Below are 21,391 nucleotides of genomic sequence, written 5' to 3'. Positions count from 1 at the left end.
GGACGGACGTGCCAGGTCACACCCCGTAGACCCGCGAGAACGTCTCTGCAATCTCACGCGCCACATCGGCCACTTCCATGCCGCGCGCTTGCGCCACAACCTTCGCCGTATGCCCGATCAGCGCCGGCTCGTTTCTCGCCCCGCGGTAAGGCTCGGGCGTCATGTATGGCGCGTCCGTTTCCACCAGCAGTTGCCCCACGGGCGCCAGCGCCGCCGCCTCGCGCAGCTCCTCGTTGCGCTTGAACGTCACGTTGCCGGCGAAACTGAGCACATAGCCGCGCTCGATGGCCTCACGGGCGACATCCAGGGGCGAGGAGAAGCAGTGCAAGATCACGTGCTCGGGCCGCGGCGCGCTATCGAGAATGCGCATCATGTCGGCGTCGCCCTCGCGGTTGTGGATCATCAGCGCCTTGCCCGTCTCACAGGCCAAGTCGATGTGCCAGCGAAACGCCTCCTCCTGCACCTCCAGCGGCGCGGTGCCCTCCGCGTCGTGCTTCAGCCAGTACGTGTCGATGCCGGTCTCGCCCACCGCCACGCAACGCTCGTCGGCGGCCATCTCGGTCAGGCGGGCGCGAGCGTCGCGGTCAAGCTCGTGCGCCCGCGTCGGGTGGATGGCGCACGCCGCGAACACGCGCTCGTTGAAGTGGGCGGCTTCCAATGCACGCTCCGCCTCCTCGAGGCCGTCGCCGACGGTGCAGATGCGCTCAACGCCGGCGGCCAGGGCGCGTTCGACGAACGCGTCCACCTCATCCTTGGTGCGCGCGCCGCAGGACGCGAGGTGGGTGTGCGCGTCGATCAGGCCGGCAATCGGCTCGGCGGGCACGGGTGTGGGACGCGGTTTCTTTTTGCTCATACGATGCACCCTATGGCATTTGAAGACATCGACTCAGCCACCACCACTCAAATCGAGGCCGACCTGGCCGAAGCCGCCGGCCGCGGCATCAACGGCTCGCCCGCGGACATCGTAGAGTCCTTCGAGGCCGAGCTCGCCGACTACCTCGCGCTCCCGCAGGACGTGCGCCGCGCGTTCCCCCGCGGCGACACCGCGCGCCTGTACGGCACCGCGCTCGGCCAGGCGCTCGTGCGCGAGGGGTTTCAGTGGCAATTGCTTATCGACGACTACGGCACCGACCTCGTCGTCGCCAAAGACATCGGCGGAGCCGGCGAGAAATACACCGCCCCGCTCGTTGTTGTGGACCAGCGCTTCGAGGACGAGGAACCCGGGACCCTGACCAAGTTCCTGGGGCAGTTCTTGTGAGGGAATCAATTATGCCGCTCGTGCGCCCCGAGCTTCGCCGGCGCGCACGGCTGATCCCTCACCCACCGGTGGAGCTCCGCATGACGCGCTGGCTTGCCACGCACGGGCAGACGCTCTTCCCCATCCCCCGGCGCGAGGGCGTGGAGCTCATCCGGCGCGGGCGCACCCTCATCTTCAAGCCGCGAAAACCGAAAGGCGCGCTGCTGTGGCTGCACGGCGGCGGCCACATCATCGGCCACCCGAGCCAGGACGGGCCGCTGTGCGCCAACACCGCCGCCGAGGTGGGGGTGACCGTGGTGGCCCCGCGCTATCCGCTCTCGCCCGCCCACCCGTTTCCCGCGGGCTTGAACGCGGCGATGGATACGTGGGCGTGGATGCACACCCACGCGCACGAGTTTGGGGAGCCGTTCGCCATCGGCGGCGAAAGCGCGGGCGGCGGGCTCGCCGCCGCGGTGTGCCAGCGGCTGTACGACGAGCGCGGCCCGCTTCCTCGCGCCCAGTGGCTTTTCTGCCCCATGTTGGACGACCGCCCCACCGCCGACCGAAGGCGCGATATCCCGCGCGACCGGCCCGTGGCCAACAACGCGCAGACCCGCTTCGCCTGGACGTCGTACCTTGGCCAAGAGCCCGGGCTGGAAGCGGTGCCGGATTACGCGGTGCCCGCCCGGCGTCAAAACCTCGCCGGCCTTCCCCCTGCGTGGCTGTCCACCGGGGACATCGAGCTGTTTTACGAGGAAATCTGCGACTACGCCCGACGCCTGCGCGATGCCGGAGTCCCCGCCCAACTGGAAATCGTCGAAGGTGCGCCACACGCGATCGAGCTGTGGGCCTTCGACGTCCCCGTGGTCAAGCAAATGCTCGCCTCGGCGCGCAGCTGGCTGGGCGAGCAGCTCTAACGTGCTACTGCACCGGTGCCCACTCCGGGCCGGTCTCGCCCAGCTCCGGGTCCAGCTTGGCAATTAGCGGCTGCGGCTTGGACAGCTCCGTGCCCGGGGTGACGTCCACGCGCTTCCACTCGGCCTGCTGCTGGGAGTAGTCGCCAGTGATGGTCAGGTAGGTCTGGCCCTTCTCCGGCAAGCCTGCGCCGACGAGGTTGAACTCCTCGTCGTCCACGACCTCCTCGACGCGCGGCTCGGCGGCCCAGATGCCGGTGCGGCCCAGGGTCTCGTGGACCTTCTGCGCGGTGTGCGGCAAGAACGGGGTGAGCATTGCGTTGCAGTCGGAGACGACCTGCAGCGCGGTCCACAGCACGGTGGCCAGGCGCTCGCGCTGGGAGTCGTCCTTGGTCAGCTTCCACGGCTCCTGCTCCGCAATGTAGGCGTTGGCCTCGCCGACGACGTGCATGATCTTCGTGATCGCGGACTTGAAGTGGGCCTTGCCCAGGGCCTCGCCGGCGGTGGTGAAGGTCTCGGCCGCGAGGTCGAGGATGCGCTCGTCGGATGCCTCGAGCGGGCCGGGCGCTGGGACTTGGCCGAAGTTCTTGTGCGCCATGGACACGGTGCGGTTGACCAGGTTGCCCCAGCCATTAGCCAGCTCGTTGTTCACGCGGCGGACAAACTCGTCCCAGGTGAAGTCCGTGTCGGTGTTCTCCGGGCCGGCGACGGCGATGAAGTAACGCAACGGGTCCGGGCCGAACTCGGCCAGGAAGTCCTTGACGTAGATGACCACGCCCTTGGACGAGGAGAACTTGGAGCCGGACATGGTGAGGAACTCGGATGAGACGACCTCGGTGGGCAGGTTCAGCTCGCCGAGCTCGTGGACCGTGCCGCCCTTCGCGCCCTTGCCCGCGTAGCCGAGCAGCTCCGCCGGCCAGATCTGGGAGTGGAAGGTGATGTTGTCCTTGCCCATGAAGTAGTAGCCCTCGGTGGCCGGGTCCTGCCAGAAGTCTTTCCACGCCTCCGGGTTGCCGGAGCGGTGCGCCCACTCAATCGATGCAGACAGGTAGCCCACCACCGCGTCGAACCAGACGTAGAGCTTCTTCGACGGGTTGTCCTGCCAGTCTTCCACCGGGATCGGGATGCCCCAGTCAATGTCGCGGGTCATGGCGCGCGGGCGCATGTCTTCCAGCAGGTTCAGGGAGAACTTCAGCACATTCGGGCGCCAGTCCTCGCGGGTGGTCAGCCACTGCTCCAGCGCGTCGTGCAGCGCGGGCAGGTCGAGCATGAAGTGCTCGGTCTCAATGAACTCGGGCGTCTCGCCGTTGATCTTGGACACCGGGTTGATCAGATCCGCCGGGTCGAGCTGGTTGCCGCAGGTGTCGCACTGGTCGCCGCGGGCGTCGGTGGCGCCGCAGATCGGGCAGGTGCCCTCGATGTAGCGGTCCGGAAGCGTGCGGCCTGTCGACGGGGAAATCGCGCCCTGCGTGGTCTCCCGGATCATGTAGCCGTTTTCGTTCAGCCCCCGGAACAGCTCCTGCACCACCGCGTAGTGGTTGCGGGTGGTGGTGCGGGTGAACAGGTCGTAGGACAGGCCCAGGCCCGCCAGGTCCTCCACGATCTGCTTGTTGTAGCGGTCCGCCAGCTCCTTGACGGTCACGCCTTCCTTATCGGCCTGCACCAAAAGTGGTGTGCCGTGCTCGTCGGTGCCGGAGACCATGAGCACGTTCTTGCCGGACATTCGCTGGTAGCGGGCGAAGACATCGGAGGGCACGCCGAAGCCTGCGACGTGGCCGATATGGCGCGGGCCGTTGGCGTACGGCCACGCAACGCACACAAGAACGTTGTTGTTGGTCTCGGAAGAAGTCATGGCTCTCAGCATAAGTTATGCCCCGCTTAAGCACTGCACTGCTTAAGCGGGGCGCAACTTTAGAACGTCGTCAAGCAAACGCTCCTAGCGGGAACGCGGTTTGAGTATCTCCTTGACCTGCGCCTTGCGGGCTTCCAGCTGCTGCTGGTCGCGGTGCATGCGGCGCTCGATGGCCAGCTGGCGGGCGAAGCGCTCCTGCTCCTTCTTGTCCAGGTAGATCGTGTCGTTGGACATGTCCTTGACAATCGCGAACATCAGCACGATCAGGATGATCAAGAACGGCGTTGCGGCCACGATGGTCACGGACTGCAGCGAGTTCAGCGCGTCCGAGCCACCGGAGATCAGAAGCGTCAGGCCGACGAATGCGGTAGCCAGGCCCCACATTGCGGCGAGCCACGGCTTCGGCTCGGTCTTACCGGACTGGGTCATAGACGCCATCACGGTGGACGCGGAGTCCGCCGAGGTGATGAAGAAGGTGCCCAGAAGGATCAGGGCGAACACGCCCATGACGTAGCCTCCCGGCATCGAGTGCAGCAGGTTGAACAGCTGCTCTTCGTTGGAGCCGCCGCCGACGATGGACTCGCCAGCCTGCTCCATCTTGATAGCGGTGCCGCCGAAGATGGCGAACCACACGGTGGACAGGCCAGCCGGAACCAGCATCACGCCGAGGCAGAACTCGCGCACGGTGCGGCCGCGGGAAATGCGCGCCAGGAAGGTGCCCACGAACGGGGACCAGGAGATCCACCATGCCCAGTAGAAGATGGTCCAGCTGGAGAGGAACTCGCCGGCCTGGCCGTCGGAGCTCTCAGCGGTGCGGGCTGCCATTTCGAAGAAGTTCTGCAGGTAGCTGCCCACGGCGGTCGGCAGCATGTTCAGCTGCGCCACGGTCGGGCCGAACACGAAAACGAAGATCGCCAGGACTGCGGCGACGACCATGTTTGTGTTGGACAGCCACTGGATGCCCTTGGACACGCCCGACATTGCGGACAGCAAAAACGCCAGGGTAAGCACAGCCACGATGCCGATGATCAGCTTGTTGGACGGGTTGTCCACGAAACCGGAGGCTTCCAGGCCGGAGCTGATCTGCAGCGCGCCCAGGCCCAGGGAGCAGGCGGTGCCGAAGATGGTGGCGAACACGGCGAAGGCGTCGATGAGCTTGCCCAGCCAGCCATTGGCTGCCTTCTCGCCGATCAGCGGGATGAACGCGCTGGACAACAGCTGTTTGCGCCCGAGGCGGAACGTCGAGTACGCGATGGCCAGGCCGATGATGGCGTAGACGGCCCACGGGTGCAGCGTCCAGTGGAACATGGTCTGCGCCATCGCGGTGCCGACTTCGTGCTCGTCGTGGCCCGGCACGCCGTCGTTGTACATCGCCAGCGGCTCGGCCGCGCCGTAGAACATCAGGCCGATGCCCATGCCGGCGGCGAACATCATGGCGATCCACGAGGTTGTCTTGAACTCTGGGCGCTCGTCGGCGGTACCGAGGCGGATGGTGCCGAAGTTCGACGCCGCGATGACGATGACGAAGGCGACGAAGATGGTGCCGCCGAGGACGAAGGCCCAGCCGAGGTTGTCGATGACCCAGCCGAAGGCGGTGTCCGCGAAGTTAGAGAAGTTGTCGGGGGCAGCCAGGCCCCAGCCGACGACCGCCGCGACGATCACTGCCAGAGGGATGACGATGCCCCAGTTAATAGGGGCGTCCTCTGCGTCGGCTTCGCTAACGACGCTTTCCTCGGGGTCTGTGTAATCGGGTTGCGCGCCGTCGCGGTCTGCGCGCAGCAGTGCGGCGATCTCGCCGACTGCGGAAGATCGTTCAGCTTTGATGGGGTCCGTACTCCGCGGCTCCACGTCGGGATCGTGGGGATCCCTTTGGAGATCACGCTGAGACATATAGTTCTCCTCGCAAATTTTCAGGGTTTTTCTAGAACCCAAGCAGGCTAGCGCAGATCACACCATTGTGCTAGCCCGCGCGCGGGGAACTTTTGCTTATCGACGTCAGCTTCGCGCATCCAACGCGGCATCGTAGAGGTCTCCGACCTTCACTCCATGCTGCTTCGCCACCTGTTTCGCCGCATCTTTCATGCGCTGGCCGCCGTCGACCAGCTCCAGCACCAGACCGACTAAGTCCTCGGGTTCGGCCTGCTGCCCGGTGCCGCCTTCGATCACCAGCGTGATCTCCCCTCGCACTCCGCCGGCCGCCCACTCGGCGAGCTCCCCCAGCGTGCCGCGCTTGACTTCCTCATAGGTTTTCGTCAGCTCGCGGCACACGGCGGCGCGGCGTTCGGCGCCGAGGACGTCCGCGGCGTCGGCAAGCAACTGCTCGATGCGGTGCGGCGACTCGAAGCAGCACACAGCGCGGCGCTCGTGCACGAGTGTCTCCAACCACGCGCGGCGCGCGCCGGTCTTCCGGGGCGCGAAGCCGTCGAAGATGAAGTGGGCCACGTTAAGCCCCGAAAGCGCCAGGGCCGTGGTGACCGCGGAGGGTCCCGGGATGCAGGTGACGGGGACGCCGGCGTCGTGGGCGGCGGCGACGATTGAGTGGCCGGGGTCGGACACCAGCGGCATGCCGGCGTCGGTGACAACGACGACGGTGCCGGCTCGTGCGGCGTCGAGAAGCTCCCGCACCCTCGATTCTTCGTTGTGGTCGAAGTTGGACACCACTCGTCCAGCGATTTCCACGCCGAGCGCCGCGGCGAGCGCCCGCGTGCGGCGTGTGTCTTCTGCGGCGATCACGTCCGCGGCCGCGAGCGCCTGCGCCAGCCGCGGCGACGCATCCGCCGCGTTGCCAAGCGGGGTGGCCGCGAGCACAACTCCGGCCGGGAGGTTCTGTGTCTGGTCTTGCTCGGCGGACATACCACGGGAGCTTACGCTCAAGGCGCTAATATCTTGCGTCGTGACCACTATCGCGAGCACCCCGAACCCCGCCGGACCGCCATCCGGTGCCGACGCAACAGCACCAGAGACGACGCGTTCCTTGCGGCCTGCCCAGCCTGCGCCCGAGGCACCCGTGACTGTGCCATGGACGCGCCGCGACACCATCGCCGCCTCCGTCATCGGTGTGCTGGCGCTGCTCACCCGCTTTATCGGGCTGGTGCAGCCGACCAGCTCCGGCACCCCCGTCTTCGACGAGAAGCACTATGTGCCGCAGGCCTGGGACATGGTGGAAAGCTGGTTCAACCCGGTGTTGGGCGGCATCGAGTCCAACCCCGGCTACGGGCTGGTTGTGCACCCGCCGCTGGGCAAGCAGCTGCTCGCGCTGGGCGAGATCCTCTTCGGCTACTCCCCGCTCGGCTGGCGCCTCATGACCGGCCTGTTCGGCACTGCTGTGATCGTGTTCGTGTTCCTGCTCGCGCGGCGCGTGAGCCAGTCCACCAACATTGCGATCATCGCGGGCATCATCGCGCTTTTCGACGGCGTCCTGCTGGTCTCCGCCAAATTCGGCATGCTCGACGTCTTCCAGGTGCTGTTCGTGGTGATGGCGGCGTGGACCTTAGCCGGCGACATGCGCGAGGTGCACCACCGCTGGCACGACGCGTGGCTGGCCGGCAAGCTCGAGGACGCGGGCCCGTTCGGCCCGCGCATGGGCTTTCGCTGGTGGCGCTTCGCCACCGGCGTGCTGCTTGGTCTGACCCTGTCGGTGAAGTGGTCCGGCCTGTACTACATCATGTTCTTCGGCCTGCTGTCGTCGTTCTGGGACCTGTTCCTGCGCCGCCGCTACGGCGTGGAGAAGCCGGTCTCGGGCACCCTGCTTCGCGACGTCCCGTCGGCGCTCGCCTCCATCGTGCTCATCCCCGCCGTGCTGTACCTGTGGTCCTGGCGCGCCTGGTTCGCCTCTGAGACCTCCGTGTACCGCCACTCGCTTACCGACGGCACCATCGCCGGCTCTGACTGGCCCTGGCTGGCTAACCTGCCCGAGCCGATCGCCGGTTGGTTCTACTACCACTTCTCGGTGCTGAACTTCCACGCCTCGCTGACGTCGTCCTCCGGCCACTCCCACCCCTGGGATTCCAAGCCGTGGGCCTGGCTGGTCTCGGCGCGACCGATCCTCTACTACTCCGCCACCGACCTGGAGTGCTCCATGGCATCCGGCGACGGCAAGTGCCGCGAGATGATCTACATGTTCGGCACCCCCGCAATTTGGTGGCTGACCGTGCCAGTGCTGCTGTGGGCGTGCTGGGTGTGGCTGACCCGCAAGGACTTCCGCGTCATCGTGCCGGTGATCGCGTTCGCCGCCGGCTTCCTGCCGTGGCTGGCGGCCTTCGACCGCCAGATGTACTTCTTCTACGCCGCCGCAATGGTGCCGTTCACCGCGGTGCTGCTGGCCTTGGCGTTGGGCAACCTGGCCAAGAAGGGCGGGGCTGTGACGTGGCCCTGGGTGAACAAGGTTGCAGGCTTTGAGATGCGCTGGGGCCAGCTCGCCGCCGTGGTCTACATCGCACTAGTGGTGGCCAGCTTCATCTACTGGTCGCCCATCCTCTACGGCTTTAAGATCCCGGACACCTGGTACGAGTCCATCATGTGGCTGCCCAGCTGGAAGTAGCTAGTACGGCCGGGCGTCGAGCATCTGCCACGCCCGGCGCAGCGCCCCGCCCCGGTCCGCGACCCAGGTCCACACCAGGGCCACCAAACTCAGCAGCGGGATGAAAACCCCGGCGGGCTCGAACGCGCCGGTACCCAGCACGAAGTCGCGCACGGCGAAGCCGACGGTGAAGGTGAACATCGTGCCCACGATGAGCACAACCCCCGGGATCTGCTGCGGGCGCCAGGCGGTAAAGCCCAACGCAAGCGCCACGCCGAAGCGCACGGACGCCGCGGACGCCACAACCGGCTCCTCCCCGCCGGACAGGATAAGGCGCACGGCCCACAGCACCCACACCACGGCCATAACGCCGAGCATCACACGCCCCACGCCCATGCCGAGTTCGCGGCGGCGGGCGAAGCGGCGCCACTCGTTGTCCACGCCCGCGAGGATCGCGGCAGACAGGTCCTGCGGCGGAGCCATTGCGCTGTCCCCACCGAGTGACTGGGACAGGGCCAGGCTACGGTCCAAAAACGCCCGGCATTCCGCGCAGCCGGACACGTGGGCGTCGACGATGGCGTCGTCGAGTTCTGCTTTCTCGCCGTCGATGCGCGCTGACAGCGCCGCCTGGACCTCCTCGTGGCTAACCACGCGTGAGCACCCCGTCCAGGCTGGCACGGCCGGTGCCGAAGACGGTGATGATAAACAGCGCGGCGGCGAGCACGAGCACGTACTCCACTCCCCCAGCCTCGATGAAAAAGCCGTTGTCCAGGTGCACGAAGTATCCGGCGGCTAAAACAAGGAGGGCAAGGAGCGACGCGGTGATCGTCGTTAAGAGCCCCACTGCCAAAAACGCGCCGCCGATGAGCTCGACGGTGCCGGTGAGGTAGGCGGACAGCTGTGGCTGCGGCACCCCGAGTGTCGCGAACTGGCGGCCGGTTTCGGCCATGCCCATCTCGAACCAGTGGTTGTAGCCGTGCGCCACAAACACCGCGCCCAGCACGAGCCGGAGTACAAGCAGCGCGAAGTCGCGGACGGCGGGCCTATTCATGCCGATTAGCGTACCCGTGGAACCAAACGGGGTAGAACTGAGTCCAATACATATGACTGATCTTCATCGCACACCAGAGACCGATCCCGAATCCGGCTGGCCCGTCATCGGCGACGACGGGCGAGCCCGCCCGCCGTGGGCCGCCGCCGACCCGCTTTTGCGCGAGTACTACGACACCGAATGGGGCATGCCCGTCACCGACGAGCAAGGCATGTTCGAGCGCGTCTGCCTCGAAGGCTTCCAGGTGGGGTTGTCCTGGCGGCTGATCCTGCAAAAGCGCGATGCGCTGCGCGCGGCGTTCCACGGTTTCGACCCGGAGGAGGTCGCGGGTATGAGCATCGAGCATCTGCTTGACGACGCTTCCTTGATCCGCAACCGGCGCAAACTCGAAGCTGCAGTGAAAAACGCCCAGGCCACGCTAGACCTGCGGGAACAGGGCACACACCTGGGCGAGTTCGTGTGGTCCTACCAGCCGGAACACACGCCGGTGCCGCGCACGATGGCGGAGGTGCCGACGCGCTCGGCCGAATCCGAGCAACTGGCGAAGGACTTGAAAAAGCGCGGCTTCACCTTCGTGGGGCCGGTGACCATGTACGCGCTGATGGAATCCACCGGCATCATCGACACCAACCTGGTGGGCACCTGGCGCCGCGGTGCGTCCGGGGTGTGGGCTTAAGCGGTGTCTGGATGGCGTTTAATCGTCGTCCATGTCCGCGAAGGCGTCCTCGACAGAGTCGTGCTCCTCGCGGGAGGCCTCCCACACTTCCTTGGCGGCGGCAATCGCAGCCACCGCCGGGATGAGGATCAGCGCTGCGAGCACGCTACCGGCGGTGCGGCGGCGCGCGGCCGGCCACGCCACGGCGAAGAACACCAGCAGGTTGATCGCGGTGTCCTCGAGAAAGTCGGCGGAGTCCGCGAACAGGGACGCCGACCCGATGGCCACCGCACCGGCGAACTCCACGAAAAAGTACGCCAGGTTCAACAGCGCCACAATCAAGACCGCGCGACGGATCTTCTGCGCGCCCAACGAATCTTCCACTTCAGCTGCTCGTTTATGCCTGAGATTCAACGGGAGGCAGCTTAGCCGATCAGCAAAACGTAACGGGACCCGACCGTATTCGACCGGGTCCCGCAATCTAGTGGAGCTAAGGGGAATCGAACCCCTGACCTTCGCATTGCGAACGCGACGCTCTACCAACTGAGCTATAGCCCCTTGGGCACGCTCGTTACGTTACTCCTCCCCCACGCACCGGTTAAATCGCCAGCGCAGTGGAGGTTTTCACAGCTTTTAGGAGGCGCGGGTGCCGTAGCCGCCGAGGTCTTCGTAGTCGTCGTAGCCGGGGTCGTTTTCCGGCGCGTAGCGGGCGGACGGCAGGGTGTCGAAGTCGGGGCTGTCGTCGTCCAGGTCCAGCACGACGGAGCCGGCGCGCAGGCGAGCGTCACGCGGGTGCTCGACGTGGTTGCTCATAGCCACGCCCATGCGGGCGCGGCGCAGCTGGCGCAGGCGGCGGGCGTGCAGGGCGCGCTCTTGCAGCACCACGCGACGCAACGCGATCATGAACCATGCGGTAAGACCCACCGACACGGCGGGCAGCACCCAGGTCCAGCCGCCCGCGACAAACGCCACGACGAAGGTGACCACGCAGGCGGCGATCAGCGCCAGCAGGGTGCGCTGGCGGCGCTGGAAGCGGGTGGCGGTGTTTTTCTTGTCGCGCTCCGGGTCGAATCCGCCTCGGCCGCGGCGCGCGGCGGCGAAAGCGAGGTCCTCGTCGCCCGCTTCGGCGGCCTCCGCGGTGTCGACCTCGTCGTCGACGCCAGCGTCGGTGTTGGTGTCCGCCTGAACATCCTCCACGTCCGTTTCCGAGGCGCTCTGCTTCTCCACGCCTCCGGTCTCGCCCGCGTAGCCAAAATCCTCGGGTGCGGTGTAGGACTCGTCCAGCTCGTAGCGGTCGGTTTCGGCGAGGAGCTTCACAGAGGTGGAACCGGCGGGCTCGCTGGCCACGACCTTGGTGGAGCCGCCCGCGGTCTCGGCGTCAGCGGTCTCAGTGTCATCGGCCTCAGCGCTATCGGCCTCAGCGTCATCGGCATCAACCTCGGCGGGCTCGGCCTCGTCTTCGGCGTGCTCGATCACTTCGCCGTCGATGTGGTCTGACGCAGCGTCGGACTCTTCGGCACCTGCCTCTTCTGCGCCGGGGCGGCGGAAGAGGGTGCGCAGGGCGGGAGCGTCGTCGATAAGCACTTGCTCCTCGGCATCTGTTGCTTCGACGACCTCGTAGTCGGTGTCCTCGCTGTGGCGGTGGATGTCGGCGGCGGTGAGCTTCGGGCGGCGGCGCTCAGCCATCGGCGCGGTGCCGCCCTCGTGCAGCACGCGTGTTTCGTCGTAGCCGTCGCCGGAGCGGCGGATCGGCTTGTTGTTGCCGATCATCAACGGCGCGAGGACGATGATCCACACGACCAGGATCAAGATGATCATTAAGCTCGGGCTGCCCATGGGCGATGCCACCTTTCCGCGTCAGTTGCACCCTTGAAGTCAGGAGTCCACGGTATCGGCACTCGTGCGGGCGAACGGGTCGGCGCGCCGTGGGGCGCAGCTGTTTTTCGCCGTTAGCGCACCCGGCCAGCCTCGCGCAGGCGCTGCACGGCGGTGGTGGGGAAATCGTCTGCGTTTAAGGCCACGAAGTGGTGATCGCGCCACTGCCCGTCGATGTGCAGGTTGCGGCGAAGGTAGCCCTCCTCGCGGAAGCCGTTGAGCTTGAGCACCTGGCCCGAGGCGGGGTTGTGCGGCAGGTAGGTGGCGGTCACGCGGTGCAGCCCGACGCGGGAAAACGCGTGGTCAACGCCCAGCGCGCACGCCGCGGTGGCCACCCCGCGGCCCATGAACGGCGAGTGCACCCAGTAGCCCACCCAGCATTCGGAGACGATGCCGTGCTGGATGTTGCCCAGGGTGACCTGTCCGGCGAAATCGCCGTCGACCTCGATGACCAGCGGCACCACCGTGCCCTGGTTGGCCAGCCGCTTCAGGTTCAGCCAGGTGTTGCGCCACGCCGCGTGCGAGTGCGCGTCCTCCCAGGTGCCCTCCACCGTGGGCTCGACTGGCTGGAGCCATTGCTTATCGACGTTTCTCGTGCCCGACCAGTCCTCCCCATCGCGGGAGGACAAGGGGCGCAGGCGGACGGATGCGCCGTCGGGAAGCGTCGCGGTCGGTGTGGGCTCGGGCCAGCCCGGGGTGGGCTGGCGGAACATCGCGAACATGGCTGAGCCTAGCTGCGCTGGCGGAGGAACTCGACGTCCACGATGTCGCCGGGGCGCACGTCCACGGCGTCTTCCGGCAGGTGGATCATGGCGTTGGCCTCAGCGAAGCCGGCCAGCAGGTGGGCGGGGCCGGCTTCCAGTGCGGACAGCGGTTCGACCAGGTAGTCGCCGGTGTCCGCGTCGCGCATGAGGCGGGCGCGGATGTAGCCGCGGCGGCCAGGAATGGAGCTGAGCTCGCGCAGGGAGCGGGCCTTGACGGTGCGGCGCGTCACCGCGGTCTTGCCCAGGGAGCTGCGGATGGCGGGGCGGATGAACGTCTCCGCGATCACCAGCGCGCTCACCGGGTTGGACGGCAGGAGAAACGCCGGGACGCGCTCCTCACCCATCAGGCCGAAGCCCTGCACGGAGCCGGGGTGCATGGCCACGCGGGTGGTGTCCACCTGGCCGAGCTCGCGCAAGATCTCCTGGATGGGGGCCGCACCGGAGCCGCCAACGGCGCCTGTGATGACGACGAATTCGCTTTTGGCGATGTGTCCCGCCACGATCTCGCGCATGCGGCGCGGCTCGGCGTTGATGATGCCGGCGCGGTGCACGTCCGCGCCCGCCTCTTTGGCGGCCGCGGCCACGACGTAGGAGGCGATGTCGAAGACCTGCCCCAGGCCCGGCCGGCGGTCCAAGTCCACCAGTTCCAGGCCGTAACTCATCACCGTCACACGCGGGCGCGGGTACACCAGTAACTTGTCGCGGCCCGCGGCGGCGGCGAGGCCGATCTGGGCGGGGCCGAGCACCGCGCCCTGGCGCACGGCGATGTCGCCGGGCTGGATGTCGTCGCCAGGCCGGCGCACGAAATCACCGGTGCGCACGGGGCGTTGCGGGGTGACGCGTTTGCGTCCGCGGTCCGTCCACTCCAGCGGCAGCACCGCGTCCGCGAGTGTGGGCAGCGGGGCGCCGGTGGCGACGCGGACCGCCTGGCGCGGCTGCAGGCGCAGCGGCTTCTGGGAGCCGGCGGGCACCTCGCCTACCACCGGAAGGGCGCGCTCGCGATTCGGCTGTGGGGCGGCGGGGGCTTCCTCGCCGTTATCGGCTTGGTCGTGATCGTTGTGGCCGTTTTCGTTGTGGTCGCGGCGCTCGGTCCTGCGCAGCCCGGCGGTGCCGCCCACGTCTACCGCGCGCACGGCGAAACCGTCCACAGCCGCCTGAGGGAAGCCGGGGACCTGCGTGGTGGAGGTGACCTCTTCGGCGCACATCAGGCCGAGCGCGTCCGTCAGCGCCACCCGGATCGGCTCGGGGGCGGTCGCCGCGTCCACTACAGCCGCAAGCTGGTCCTCTACGCTGCGCATGGCCCGTGCCCCTTTCGTCTACGCGTTGTCCTGCGCCTTTGCGGCAACCTCGGGGTGTTCCGCCTCGAAGTCGGCGATGATTTTCTTCACCGCGGTGTACACGGCAGGCCCGAACTTCTCATCGCGCAGGCCGAAATCCACATTCGCCGGGATATAGCCACCGGGGTTACCCAGGTCGTGGCGCTTGCCCTCATGCACCACCACGTGCACCGGGTGGCCCTCAGAGATCATCAACTCAATCGCATCAGTCAGCTGCAACTCCCCGCCCTTACCCGGCTCAATACGCCGCAGCGCATCAAAAATCCCGCGGTCCAGCAGGTACCGGCCGGTAGCCACCAGCGTCGACGGCGCATCCTCAACAGCAGGCTTTTCCACCATGCCGCGCACCTTTAACACCTCAACACCATCAATCTCAGCCTGGGCATCCTCCACGTCGAACACGCCGTAGTTGAACACCTCCTCACGCGAGACGTTAAACGCGCACAACACCGACCCCCCGAGTTCATTGCGCACCGCGACCATCTTCTCCATCACACCCGCCGGCAACACAAGATCATCCGGCAGCATCACAGCAACCGCATCCTCGTCATCGTCCAACGCTTCCTCAGCGCAACCAACCGCGTGCCCAAGCCCGAGCGGCTCATCCTGGGTGACCGCCACAGCCTCAATCAAACCGTTGGCGCGCGCCACCTTGTCCGCCTGGGCCTGCTTGCCGCGGGCGACCATGAGGTCCTGCAAGTCCGAAAACTCGCCGAAATGCCGCATGATCTCTTCCTTATTCGGCGCGACCACCACAGCAAGACGCTGCGCCCCAGCCGCCGCAGCCTCCTCAGCAATCAGCTCGATGCCCGGGGTATCCACCACCGGCAAAAGCTCCTTCGGCACCGTCTTCGTCGCCGGCAAAAAACGAGTCCCCATACCCGCCGCCGGAACCACAACAGTCTTCACCGAAGCGTTCGCAGCATCAACGGGAAGGTCAGTAGAATTCTGCATAAACGCAAAGCCTACAGTCCCCAACCTTCACAACCCGGCTGCGACCCGGAAGAAGCAAGGAGTAAGCACACCGACGTGGACGCAACCACACAACCCCGGAAGGCCGCCTTGCGTGCGACGCACCTCGCCAACCGGCGCGAGCTGCGCGGCACGGAACGAAAACGAAGGCTCGACCAGGCTATTGTCGCGGCCACCTTGGCGTGCATCGACGATTTCAACGCCCGCGGCACCAACATCGCCGCCTATAACCCGCTCGCCTCCGAGCCTGGCCCGGCGGATTTCGCGGCACAGCTCGCCACCGCGGCGCGCACGCCATTTCTGCCCATTTCCCTGCCGGACGGGGTGCTCGCCTGGGCGCAGCTCGGGGCCGCGGATGCGGCCGGCGCTTTGGGGATCACTGAGCCGACGGGCCCGCGCTTCACCTCTAACGTGTTGCGCTCCTGCGGGCTGGTGGTGGCGCCGGCGTTAGCCGTCGATAGGCAAGGCATGCGATTGGGCAAAGGCGCCGGCTACTACGACCGAGCGTTGTCGGCCCTGGATGTTCCCGTTGCGGCAGTGGTCTACGACTGGGAGGTCGTAGACGCTGTGCCGCATGACGCGCACGACCAGGCGGTGGACGCGGTGATCACGCCGGAGGGTTTCTTCCGCGTCTAGGGAACCGGGGCGCGGTTTCCGCCGTCTTATTCCCATGGACCTCTCCGCGCGCCTTCACAACCTCCGCTCCCCCGGCTACCGCCGCTCCGTACTCATCCGCAGGGTGATAGCCGTCATCCTCGTCGTCGCCGCTGTGCTGCATGTGCTTATCGACGCCTCACGGTCCGACCCGCCAGCCCTCACCTTCTCTCGCGATGTCGCCCCCGGCACTGTGCTCAGCGCGGACGACCTAGAGCTGCGGCGGCTCCCGGCGGAGTCGGTACCCGAAAACGCGCTCGACGACGCGGCGTTGGCCGAGGGGCAACTGCTCGCGGCGGCCGCCTCCCGCGGCGAGGTGGTCACGGCCACGCGCCTGGTCGGGCCCGATCTGGCGGGCCTGCTCACCCAGGACAAACCAGACGGCGAGGAGTTCTCCATGGTTCCGGTGCCGCTGGCGGAACCGGACATCTTGCCCATGCTGCACCACGGGGCAGAAGTTGACGTTGTGGGCCAAGGGCCCCGCGTGGTTGCGGAAAATGGGATTGTCGTCACATCTGGGGAAGGCGACGCGGTATTAGTGCTGCTCAGACAGGGTGAGGCTGCCGCCGTAGCAGCCGCTTCCCTGTCGGAGCCGCTCACGCTCGTATTGAGCAACCGTGAGCGTGCGTTTAATATCCCGAAACATGCTTCAAGGATTTAAAGACTTCATCATGCGCGGCAACGTCATCGAGCTTGCCGTCGGCGTCGTCATCGGCGCGGCATTCACCGCAGTTGTCACCGCGTTCTCTGACGCGATCATCAACCCGCTCCTCGCATCCCTCGGCGGCGTGGACTACTCCGACTCCGGACTGGGCTTCTTCATCCGGGAGGGCAACGAGGCGACCTTCGTCAACTTTGGCGCCGTCCTTACTGCCATCATCAACTTCCTGCTCATCGCCGCAGTGATCTACTTCCTGCTCGTTGCTCCGATGAACAAGCTGGACGAGGCGCAGAAGCGCCGCAAGGGCATCGACCCGGATGAGCCGGAGCCGACCGACACCGAGCTGCTCACGGAGATCCGCGACCTGCTCGCAGGCCAGAACCCGAACAACGTGCACAAGCCGCTGAACTAGTTCGTCCTTGAGCGGGACTGGCTGAAAAGCTACTCCCCGTAGTGCGGAGGCCGCTCCGCCTCATAGAAATCACGACCCGTCAAACCCGGCTCTTCGTCGCCGAGCAGCACCTCGCGCTCAGCGTCCAGGGCCGGGTTTTCTTCTGCCTGCGTGTTTGGCGCGGCGTCGGCGGACCGGTCATATTCCACGTCCGCTTTGCGCACAGCGCGCCTACGTTTGCGTTCCATCTGCCTGCTGTACTGCGCCGGATTTACACCGAGTGCTGGTTCAGCTCGTCGATGAGGTGACGTACCAGCGGAGTCGCCGTCGACACACCATCGCGAATCGCCTGGCGCGAGGACGCCAGGTTGACCACGACCGTGGAACCGGACACGCCGCAAATGCCGCGGGAGGTGCACGCGTCCACGGCACCGCACGCCTGGCCGGACGAGCGGATGGCCTGGCTGACGCCGGGGACCACCTTGTCAATGACCGCGCGGGTCGCTTCCGGCGTCTTATCGCGCGGGCCGACGCCCGTGCCACCCAGCGTGAGCACCAGATCCACGCCGCCGACCACGCCAGTTTCAATGGCCTTGCGGATCTCGGACTTCTTGGACTTCACGCGCACCACGCCATCGACCACAAAGCCAGCCTCGCGCAAAAGCTCCACCACCATCTCGTCGGTGTTGTCACCCGGCGCGTCGTAGCGGCGGTCGCCCACCAGCACGACGATGGCGCCCGGCGACGTCGGGGAATCGCTCTCCAGCTCGGAGGCGCGCAGCGTCGCATCGTCCGGCTCGGTGATGTCGAGCGCGTCAAACAATTCCGGCATCGTGGTCAGACTCCCTTAAGACATAACGGGGCGGATAGGTCAGATATGAAGTTACTCGGAACTTAAGGTCACCTCTACCGGAATCGGCTGAGACTCCCCCTCCCGCTGCACTTGCAGCGTCACCGTCTCCCCGAACGCCTTGGAGCGCGTCGCCGCGATGAGAGCGTCGGCAGAGTCGATGGGCCGGTCGTTCAGCCGCGTGATCACGTCACCAGGTTTCAGCCCAGCCGTTTCGCCGGGGCTGCCGGGCTCCACCCCCGCCACCACGGCACCGCCGCCGAAGCCCTGCATCACGCTCACGCGCACACCGAGCATCGGCTGGGTAGCCTCGCCCGTTTCAATGAGTTGCTCCGCCACCCGCTTGGCAAAGTTCGACGGGATGGCAAAACCGAGGCCGATGGAGCCGCCCTGGCCGCCCTGCCCCATGCCGCCCGCGGACAGCGAAGCAATCGCGGAGTTCATGCCGATCAGGTTGCCGCTGCGGTCCACCAACGGGCCGCCGGAGTTGCCCGGGTTGATCGCGGCGTCGGTTTGGATGCCGTCCATCAGCGAGCTTTCCCCGCCGCCCTGAGAGGCGCGCACCGGGCGGTTGAGCGCGGAGACGATGCCGCTGGTCACCGTGGCGGACAGCCCCAGCGGGGAGCCCACCGCGACGACCTCCTGGCCCACACGCAGTTCGTCGGAGTTTCCGAATTGCATCACCGGCAGGTCGTTGGCATCGTCGATCTTGAGCACGCCGACATCCGTGTTGACGTCGGAGGCGACGAATTGGGCGCTGCGGCGTGAGCCGTCGTTAAGCGTGACCTGCACCTTCGACCCGGGCGTGTCGGCGCCGGCGATGACGTGGTGGTTGGTCAGCACATAGCCGTCCGCGGAAATGATGGAGCCGGAGCCCTCTGCACTGCCGCGGGGCGTGGCCACCTCGATGGAGACCACCGCGGGCAGCACCGCGGCGGCCACCTGCTCTACCGAGCCTTCGGGAGCATCGGCCGGGTCCGCAACTGTCGGGTTACGCAGTTCGCTTTGCGACGGCGCATCGCCAGATCCATTCCGGGAATCCTCCGAGGAGTCCTCCGAGGCGCTTTCCAGCGGCCCCTGCGCCTCCTTGCCCGCCTGGGTCGAGCCGGCGAAGTAGCCCGCGCCGCCGCCGGCAACGAGAGCCGTTGCCAGCGCGACTGCGAATGCCGTTGCGATGCCCTTGCCGCCGTTGCCGCCGTTGCTGCGGCGGTTGTACGCCTGGGGCTGCGACGGCACCTGGTAGACGCCATTGTCCGACGGAAAACTGGAGGTGTCTTCCGGGAAGTTCGTTTCACTCATGACGGGCCATTATGCCCCGCCGCCCTGTGGCAGAACTTGAGGGCATGCACCGCGTTTCGTAACAATTCCTGAACGATTACTGTGCGCGTTAGCCTGCAGGTCTAACTGTAGCTCTTGCGCGGAATCACGCGCGCCTGGGTTTCTGCGGCTGTGGCGTCAGCCTCCACGTTGTCCGTTTGCGGCGGGCGGCCTGGGAACACCACGCGGAAGCGTGCGCCGCCGTCGTCGGACTCCTCCGCCACGATGGTCGCATTGTGGCGGTCAAAGACCTGCTTCACGATGGCCAGGCCCAAACCGGACCCCGGCATCGAGCGGGACTCCGGCGCGCGGTAGAAGCGCTCGAAAACCTTCTCCCGCTGGTCCTCGGGGATGCCGGGGCCCGAGTCGTCGACGATGAGCACCGCGTTGCGCTTCGCCGCCTTCAGCGACACGCGCACCGTGCCGCCCTGCGGCGACCACTTCGCGGCGTTATCGATGAGGTTGATTGGGGCGCGGCCCATGGCGAACCGGTCGCCGGTGATCACCCACGGGTCCGCCTCGAATTGGAACGCCAGGTCCGGGCGGCGGCGCCGCACGCGGTCGAGCGCTTCCTCCAGCACCTCGTCGAGGCGGAAATCCTCGGGCTCGGCGCCCTGCTGCGCTTCGTCCCGCGTCAGATCCACCAAGTCGCCGATGAGGATGGACATTTCCTCCATTTGCGCCATCACGTCGCGCTCTAGGTCCTTGCGATCCTGCTCCGAAATCTGATCCTGCTGTCCGGAGTTGTACAGCATCATCAACAGCTCGATGTTCGTGCGCATCGATGTCAGAGGGGTTTTCAACTCGTGACCGGCATCCGCCACCAGCTGCGCCTGGCGCGTCTTAGAGTCTTCCAGCGTGGCGATCATCTTGTTCACCGAGGTGGTGATTTCCGCGAATTCGTCGTCGCCGTCGACGGGCAGCTCTGTCAGCTGGTCGGACTCGTTGGCGGCGTCGATAGCTCTGTGTAGCCTGCGCACGGGGCGGAGGCCAACGGCGGAAATCACCGCGCCCGCGATCCAGGCGACGAGCCCGCCGGTGCCGGCGAGGACGAGCGCGGCCGCTCCCCAACTGCCGGAGACAATGCTCATCACGTCCAACGGCTTTGCGATGGCCACGGTGACACCGGAGGTGCTGCGGCGCACAACTACGCGCTCTCCCGCCACGGTGCGCTGGGAGAGCATGTCGCCTGAGGACGTCGCCGTGTACGGCCCCGCCACCGGCACCGGATCGCCGTAGAACACGTTGGAACCAGCGGGCGCGGCCGAGATCTTCACCCACGGGCTCGATCGGCCGAACTCGGCAAGGGCTTTTTCAAAGCCTTCCTGATCGTCGGCGTCCAAGTCGTTCAACTGCAGCGATACGCCGTAGGTGCGGGTGCGCAGGTCGTCGTCCATGACGGTTAGACGAGTCGTTTCTGAAAGCCGGTAGGTAAACAGCGCGGTCAACAAGATGACCACGGCGACGATGCCGCCGGCGAGTACGGCCAAGCTGTTACGCAGAGACCGGCCGGTATTGGCTTGCCCCTGCAGCTCAGCTTCGCCCGTGAAACGCCGCAAAATCACGGAGCGGTCTCCCGGAGGACGTAGCCGACGCCGCGGACGGTGTGGATCAGGCGCGATTCGCCGCCCGCTTCAGTCTTGCGGCGCAGGTAGCCGATGTAGACCTCCAGCGCGTTGCCGGAGGTCGGGAAGTCGTAGCCCCACACCTCTTCCAGGATGGTCTGGCGGGCCAGCACATGGCGCGGGTTCTGCAGCAGCAGGTGCAGCAGCGCAAACTCGGTACGGGTCAGCGAGATTGCCCGGCCGCCGCGGGTGACGTCGCGGGTGGAGGTGTCCATGACCAAGTCCTCGAACTGGAGGCGGGTCTGGTCCTTTCCCGTGGCCTTGCGGGCCTCGGACCGGGTGCGGCGCAGCAGCGAGCCAACACGAGCCAGCAGCTCCTCCAAGGCGAAAGGCTTGGGCAGATAGTCGTCCGCGCCCGCATCCAGGCCGGCCACACGGTCGGACACGCCGTCGCGAGCCGTGAGCATGAGGATCGGCCCGTCGTACCCAGAGGAACGCAGGGTCCTGCAAACACCCAGGCCGTCGAGCTTGGGCATCATAAGGTCGAGGATGGTCAGGTCAGGCTGCTCAATACGGATCTGGTCGAGCGCGTCTTCGCCGTCTACGGCGAGCACAACGTCGTATCCGTTGAAGCGCAGCGAGCGTCGGAGCGACTCACGGACAGCCTGCTCGTCGTCGGCTACGAGAATTTTCATAGGATTATTATGACTTATATTTTCCTCAGAGTTGAATTAAGCTGAAAAAACCGGGCCCCACCTGGGGGTCCCGGCTCGTTCG

Annotated in this window: 23 protein-coding genes and 1 tRNA gene; 7 read left to right on the top strand and 17 right to left on the bottom strand. The window is 66.6% G+C overall.

Features of this window, described 5'->3' with window-relative positions; all coding sequences use genetic code 11:
- Positions 1–16: 16 nt before the first annotated feature.
- Positions 17–853, bottom strand: coding sequence for a TatD family hydrolase (locus tag CAFEL_RS03460; RefSeq protein ID WP_194560426.1), 837 nt, complete (start codon positions 851–853; stop codon positions 17–19).
- A gap of 12 nt (positions 854–865) precedes the next feature.
- Between CAFEL_RS03460 and CAFEL_RS03455 the strand changes: the two genes are divergently transcribed.
- Both CAFEL_RS03455 and CAFEL_RS03450 read left to right on the top strand, forming a co-directional pair.
- The gene (locus tag CAFEL_RS03455) at positions 866–1,258 is read left to right on the top strand and encodes a DUF3806 domain-containing protein (protein WP_194560427.1); all 393 of its coding nucleotides are present in this window, start codon (positions 866–868) and stop codon (positions 1,256–1,258) included.
- An 80-nt stretch (positions 1,259–1,338) separates the two neighbouring features.
- Positions 1,339–2,154 (top strand): alpha/beta hydrolase, encoded by an 816-nt coding sequence (locus CAFEL_RS03450; RefSeq protein WP_228496384.1) that lies wholly within the window; start codon positions 1,339–1,341, stop codon positions 2,152–2,154.
- 4 nt (positions 2,155–2,158) lie between these two features.
- On the opposite strand, the gene metG is transcribed toward CAFEL_RS03450, so the two are convergent.
- The 3 genes from metG to rsmI all read right to left on the bottom strand — a co-directional run bounded on the left by metG (position 2,159) and on the right by rsmI (position 6,856).
- The gene (gene metG / locus CAFEL_RS03445; RefSeq protein WP_228496385.1) at positions 2,159–4,003 is read right to left on the bottom strand and encodes a methionine--tRNA ligase; all 1,845 of its coding nucleotides are present in this window, start codon (positions 4,001–4,003) and stop codon (positions 2,159–2,161) included.
- 84 nt (positions 4,004–4,087) lie between these two features.
- Positions 4,088–5,893, bottom strand: a complete 1,806-nt coding sequence (locus tag CAFEL_RS03440) for a BCCT family transporter (protein WP_194560429.1) — start codon at positions 5,891–5,893, stop codon at positions 4,088–4,090.
- A gap of 105 nt (positions 5,894–5,998) precedes the next feature.
- Entirely contained in the window at positions 5,999–6,856 is an 858-nt protein-coding gene (rsmI, locus tag CAFEL_RS03435; protein ID WP_194560430.1) for a 16S rRNA (cytidine(1402)-2'-O)-methyltransferase, read from the bottom strand.
- 40 nt (positions 6,857–6,896) lie between these two features.
- On the opposite strand from rsmI, the gene pmt reads away from it, so the two are divergent.
- Positions 6,897–8,543: a protein O-mannosyltransferase gene (gene pmt, locus CAFEL_RS03430; protein ID WP_394354798.1), complete on the top strand. Its 1,647-nt coding sequence runs from the start codon at positions 6,897–6,899 to the stop codon at positions 8,541–8,543.
- On the opposite strand, the gene CAFEL_RS03425 is transcribed toward pmt, so the two are convergent.
- Together CAFEL_RS03425 and CAFEL_RS03420 are read right to left on the bottom strand one after the other, a co-directional pair.
- Positions 8,544–9,173, bottom strand: coding sequence for a zf-HC2 domain-containing protein (locus CAFEL_RS03425; protein ID WP_194560431.1), 630 nt, complete (start codon positions 9,171–9,173; stop codon positions 8,544–8,546).
- Complete coding sequence (locus tag CAFEL_RS03420) at positions 9,166–9,573, bottom strand: DoxX family protein (protein ID WP_194560432.1); 408 nt, start codon at positions 9,571–9,573, stop codon at positions 9,166–9,168. The genes CAFEL_RS03425 and CAFEL_RS03420 overlap by 8 nt, the downstream gene beginning before the upstream one ends.
- 52 nt (positions 9,574–9,625) lie before the next feature.
- On the opposite strand from CAFEL_RS03420, the gene CAFEL_RS03415 reads away from it, so the two are divergent.
- Positions 9,626–10,249, top strand: coding sequence for a DNA-3-methyladenine glycosylase I (locus CAFEL_RS03415; RefSeq protein WP_194560433.1), 624 nt, complete (start codon positions 9,626–9,628; stop codon positions 10,247–10,249).
- Between the two features lie 18 nt (positions 10,250–10,267).
- Here CAFEL_RS03415 and CAFEL_RS03410 read toward each other — a convergent pair whose 3' ends face one another.
- From CAFEL_RS03410 to CAFEL_RS03385, 6 genes are all read right to left on the bottom strand, one after another.
- Positions 10,268–10,612: a cation transporter gene (locus CAFEL_RS03410; RefSeq protein ID WP_194560434.1), complete on the bottom strand. Its 345-nt coding sequence runs from the start codon at positions 10,610–10,612 to the stop codon at positions 10,268–10,270.
- A 101-nt stretch (positions 10,613–10,713) separates the two neighbouring features.
- Positions 10,714–10,786, bottom strand: a tRNA-Ala gene (locus CAFEL_RS03405).
- Between the two features lie 75 nt (positions 10,787–10,861).
- Positions 10,862–12,064: a divisome protein SepX/GlpR gene (gene sepX / locus CAFEL_RS03400; protein WP_194560435.1), complete on the bottom strand. Its 1,203-nt coding sequence runs from the start codon at positions 12,062–12,064 to the stop codon at positions 10,862–10,864.
- A gap of 113 nt (positions 12,065–12,177) precedes the next feature.
- The gene (locus tag CAFEL_RS03395; protein ID WP_394354799.1) at positions 12,178–12,825 is read right to left on the bottom strand and encodes a GNAT family N-acetyltransferase; all 648 of its coding nucleotides are present in this window, start codon (positions 12,823–12,825) and stop codon (positions 12,178–12,180) included.
- Between the two features lie 8 nt (positions 12,826–12,833).
- Positions 12,834–14,165 carry a molybdotransferase-like divisome protein Glp gene (gene glp / locus CAFEL_RS03390; RefSeq protein WP_194560436.1) on the bottom strand — a complete coding sequence of 444 codons (1,332 nt, stop codon included), beginning with the start codon at positions 14,163–14,165 and terminating at the stop codon, positions 12,834–12,836.
- Positions 14,166–14,183: 18 nt separating this feature from the next.
- Complete coding sequence (locus tag CAFEL_RS03385) at positions 14,184–15,158, bottom strand: UTP--glucose-1-phosphate uridylyltransferase (RefSeq protein WP_194560437.1); 975 nt, start codon at positions 15,156–15,158, stop codon at positions 14,184–14,186.
- Between the two features lie 75 nt (positions 15,159–15,233).
- Between CAFEL_RS03385 and CAFEL_RS03380 the strand changes: the two genes are divergently transcribed.
- From CAFEL_RS03380 to mscL, 3 genes are read left to right on the top strand one after another with little or no spacing between them, the layout of a single operon-like run.
- Positions 15,234–15,812 carry a 5-formyltetrahydrofolate cyclo-ligase gene (locus CAFEL_RS03380; RefSeq protein ID WP_194560438.1) on the top strand — a complete coding sequence of 193 codons (579 nt, stop codon included), beginning with the start codon at positions 15,234–15,236 and terminating at the stop codon, positions 15,810–15,812.
- Between the two features lie 34 nt (positions 15,813–15,846).
- Positions 15,847–16,491 carry an SAF domain-containing protein gene (locus CAFEL_RS03375; RefSeq protein WP_194560439.1) on the top strand — a complete coding sequence of 215 codons (645 nt, stop codon included), beginning with the start codon at positions 15,847–15,849 and terminating at the stop codon, positions 16,489–16,491.
- Positions 16,475–16,903: a large conductance mechanosensitive channel protein MscL gene (mscL, locus tag CAFEL_RS03370; RefSeq protein WP_194560440.1), complete on the top strand. Its 429-nt coding sequence runs from the start codon at positions 16,475–16,477 to the stop codon at positions 16,901–16,903. Before CAFEL_RS03375 ends, mscL begins: the two co-directional genes overlap by 17 nt.
- A 29-nt stretch (positions 16,904–16,932) precedes the next feature.
- Here mscL and CAFEL_RS03365 read toward each other — a convergent pair whose 3' ends face one another.
- The 5 genes from CAFEL_RS03365 to CAFEL_RS03345 form a co-directional block, all read right to left on the bottom strand.
- A complete protein-coding gene (locus CAFEL_RS03365; RefSeq protein WP_126858374.1) occupies positions 16,933–17,130 on the bottom strand; it encodes a hypothetical protein in 198 nt (65 codons plus the stop codon).
- A gap of 23 nt (positions 17,131–17,153) precedes the next feature.
- Positions 17,154–17,714 carry a MogA/MoaB family molybdenum cofactor biosynthesis protein gene (locus CAFEL_RS03360; RefSeq protein ID WP_051106437.1) on the bottom strand — a complete coding sequence of 187 codons (561 nt, stop codon included), beginning with the start codon at positions 17,712–17,714 and terminating at the stop codon, positions 17,154–17,156.
- Positions 17,715–17,765: 51 nt separating this feature from the next.
- Positions 17,766–19,031: a S1C family serine protease gene (locus CAFEL_RS03355; protein WP_194560441.1), complete on the bottom strand. Its 1,266-nt coding sequence runs from the start codon at positions 19,029–19,031 to the stop codon at positions 17,766–17,768.
- A gap of 101 nt (positions 19,032–19,132) precedes the next feature.
- Positions 19,133–20,614: a HAMP domain-containing sensor histidine kinase gene (locus tag CAFEL_RS03350; protein WP_194560442.1), complete on the bottom strand. Its 1,482-nt coding sequence runs from the start codon at positions 20,612–20,614 to the stop codon at positions 19,133–19,135.
- Positions 20,611–21,309: a response regulator transcription factor gene (locus CAFEL_RS03345; protein ID WP_194560443.1), complete on the bottom strand. Its 699-nt coding sequence runs from the start codon at positions 21,307–21,309 to the stop codon at positions 20,611–20,613. Before CAFEL_RS03345 ends, CAFEL_RS03350 begins: the two co-directional genes overlap by 4 nt.
- Between the last annotated feature and the right edge of the window lie 82 nt (positions 21,310–21,391).

It is taken from the genome of Corynebacterium afermentans subsp. lipophilum (assembly GCF_030408375.1).
In the GTDB taxonomy this organism is placed as follows: domain Bacteria; phylum Actinomycetota; class Actinomycetes; order Mycobacteriales; family Mycobacteriaceae; genus Corynebacterium; species Corynebacterium lipophilum.
The sequence above is the reverse complement of the archived record's forward strand: the minus strand, read 5'-3'. Positions and strand labels throughout refer to the sequence as shown.

Coding starts and splice junctions, on each gene's coding strand:
- CAFEL_RS03460 (WP_194560426.1), bottom strand. CDS start 853: ATGAGCAAAAAGAAACCGCGTCCCACACCCGTGCCCGCCGAGCCGATT.
- CAFEL_RS03455 (WP_194560427.1), top strand. CDS start 866: ATGGCATTTGAAGACATCGACTCAGCCACCACCACTCAAATCGAGGCC.
- CAFEL_RS03450 (WP_228496384.1), top strand. CDS start 1,339: ATGACGCGCTGGCTTGCCACGCACGGGCAGACGCTCTTCCCCATCCCC.
- metG (WP_228496385.1), bottom strand. CDS start 4,003: ATGACTTCTTCCGAGACCAACAACAACGTTCTTGTGTGCGTTGCGTGG.
- CAFEL_RS03440 (WP_194560429.1), bottom strand. CDS start 5,893: ATGTCTCAGCGTGATCTCCAAAGGGATCCCCACGATCCCGACGTGGAG.
- rsmI (WP_194560430.1), bottom strand. CDS start 6,856: ATGTCCGCCGAGCAAGACCAGACACAGAACCTCCCGGCCGGAGTTGTG.
- CAFEL_RS03420 (WP_194560432.1), bottom strand. CDS start 9,573: ATGAATAGGCCCGCCGTCCGCGACTTCGCGCTGCTTGTACTCCGGCTC.
- CAFEL_RS03415 (WP_194560433.1), top strand. CDS start 9,626: ATGACTGATCTTCATCGCACACCAGAGACCGATCCCGAATCCGGCTGG.
- sepX (WP_194560435.1), bottom strand. CDS start 12,064: ATGGGCAGCCCGAGCTTAATGATCATCTTGATCCTGGTCGTGTGGATC.
- CAFEL_RS03395 (WP_394354799.1), bottom strand. CDS start 12,825: ATGTTCGCGATGTTCCGCCAGCCCACCCCGGGCTGGCCCGAGCCCACA.
- glp (WP_194560436.1), bottom strand. CDS start 14,165: ATGCGCAGCGTAGAGGACCAGCTTGCGGCTGTAGTGGACGCGGCGACC.
- CAFEL_RS03385 (WP_194560437.1), bottom strand. CDS start 15,158: ATGCAGAATTCTACTGACCTTCCCGTTGATGCTGCGAACGCTTCGGTG.
- CAFEL_RS03375 (WP_194560439.1), top strand. CDS start 15,847: ATGGACCTCTCCGCGCGCCTTCACAACCTCCGCTCCCCCGGCTACCGC.
- mscL (WP_194560440.1), top strand. CDS start 16,475: ATGCTTCAAGGATTTAAAGACTTCATCATGCGCGGCAACGTCATCGAG.
- CAFEL_RS03365 (WP_126858374.1), bottom strand. CDS start 17,130: ATGGAACGCAAACGTAGGCGCGCTGTGCGCAAAGCGGACGTGGAATAT.
- CAFEL_RS03360 (WP_051106437.1), bottom strand. CDS start 17,714: ATGCCGGAATTGTTTGACGCGCTCGACATCACCGAGCCGGACGATGCG.
- CAFEL_RS03355 (WP_194560441.1), bottom strand. CDS start 19,031: ATGAGTGAAACGAACTTCCCGGAAGACACCTCCAGTTTTCCGTCGGAC.
- CAFEL_RS03345 (WP_194560443.1), bottom strand. CDS start 21,309: ATGAAAATTCTCGTAGCCGACGACGAGCAGGCTGTCCGTGAGTCGCTC.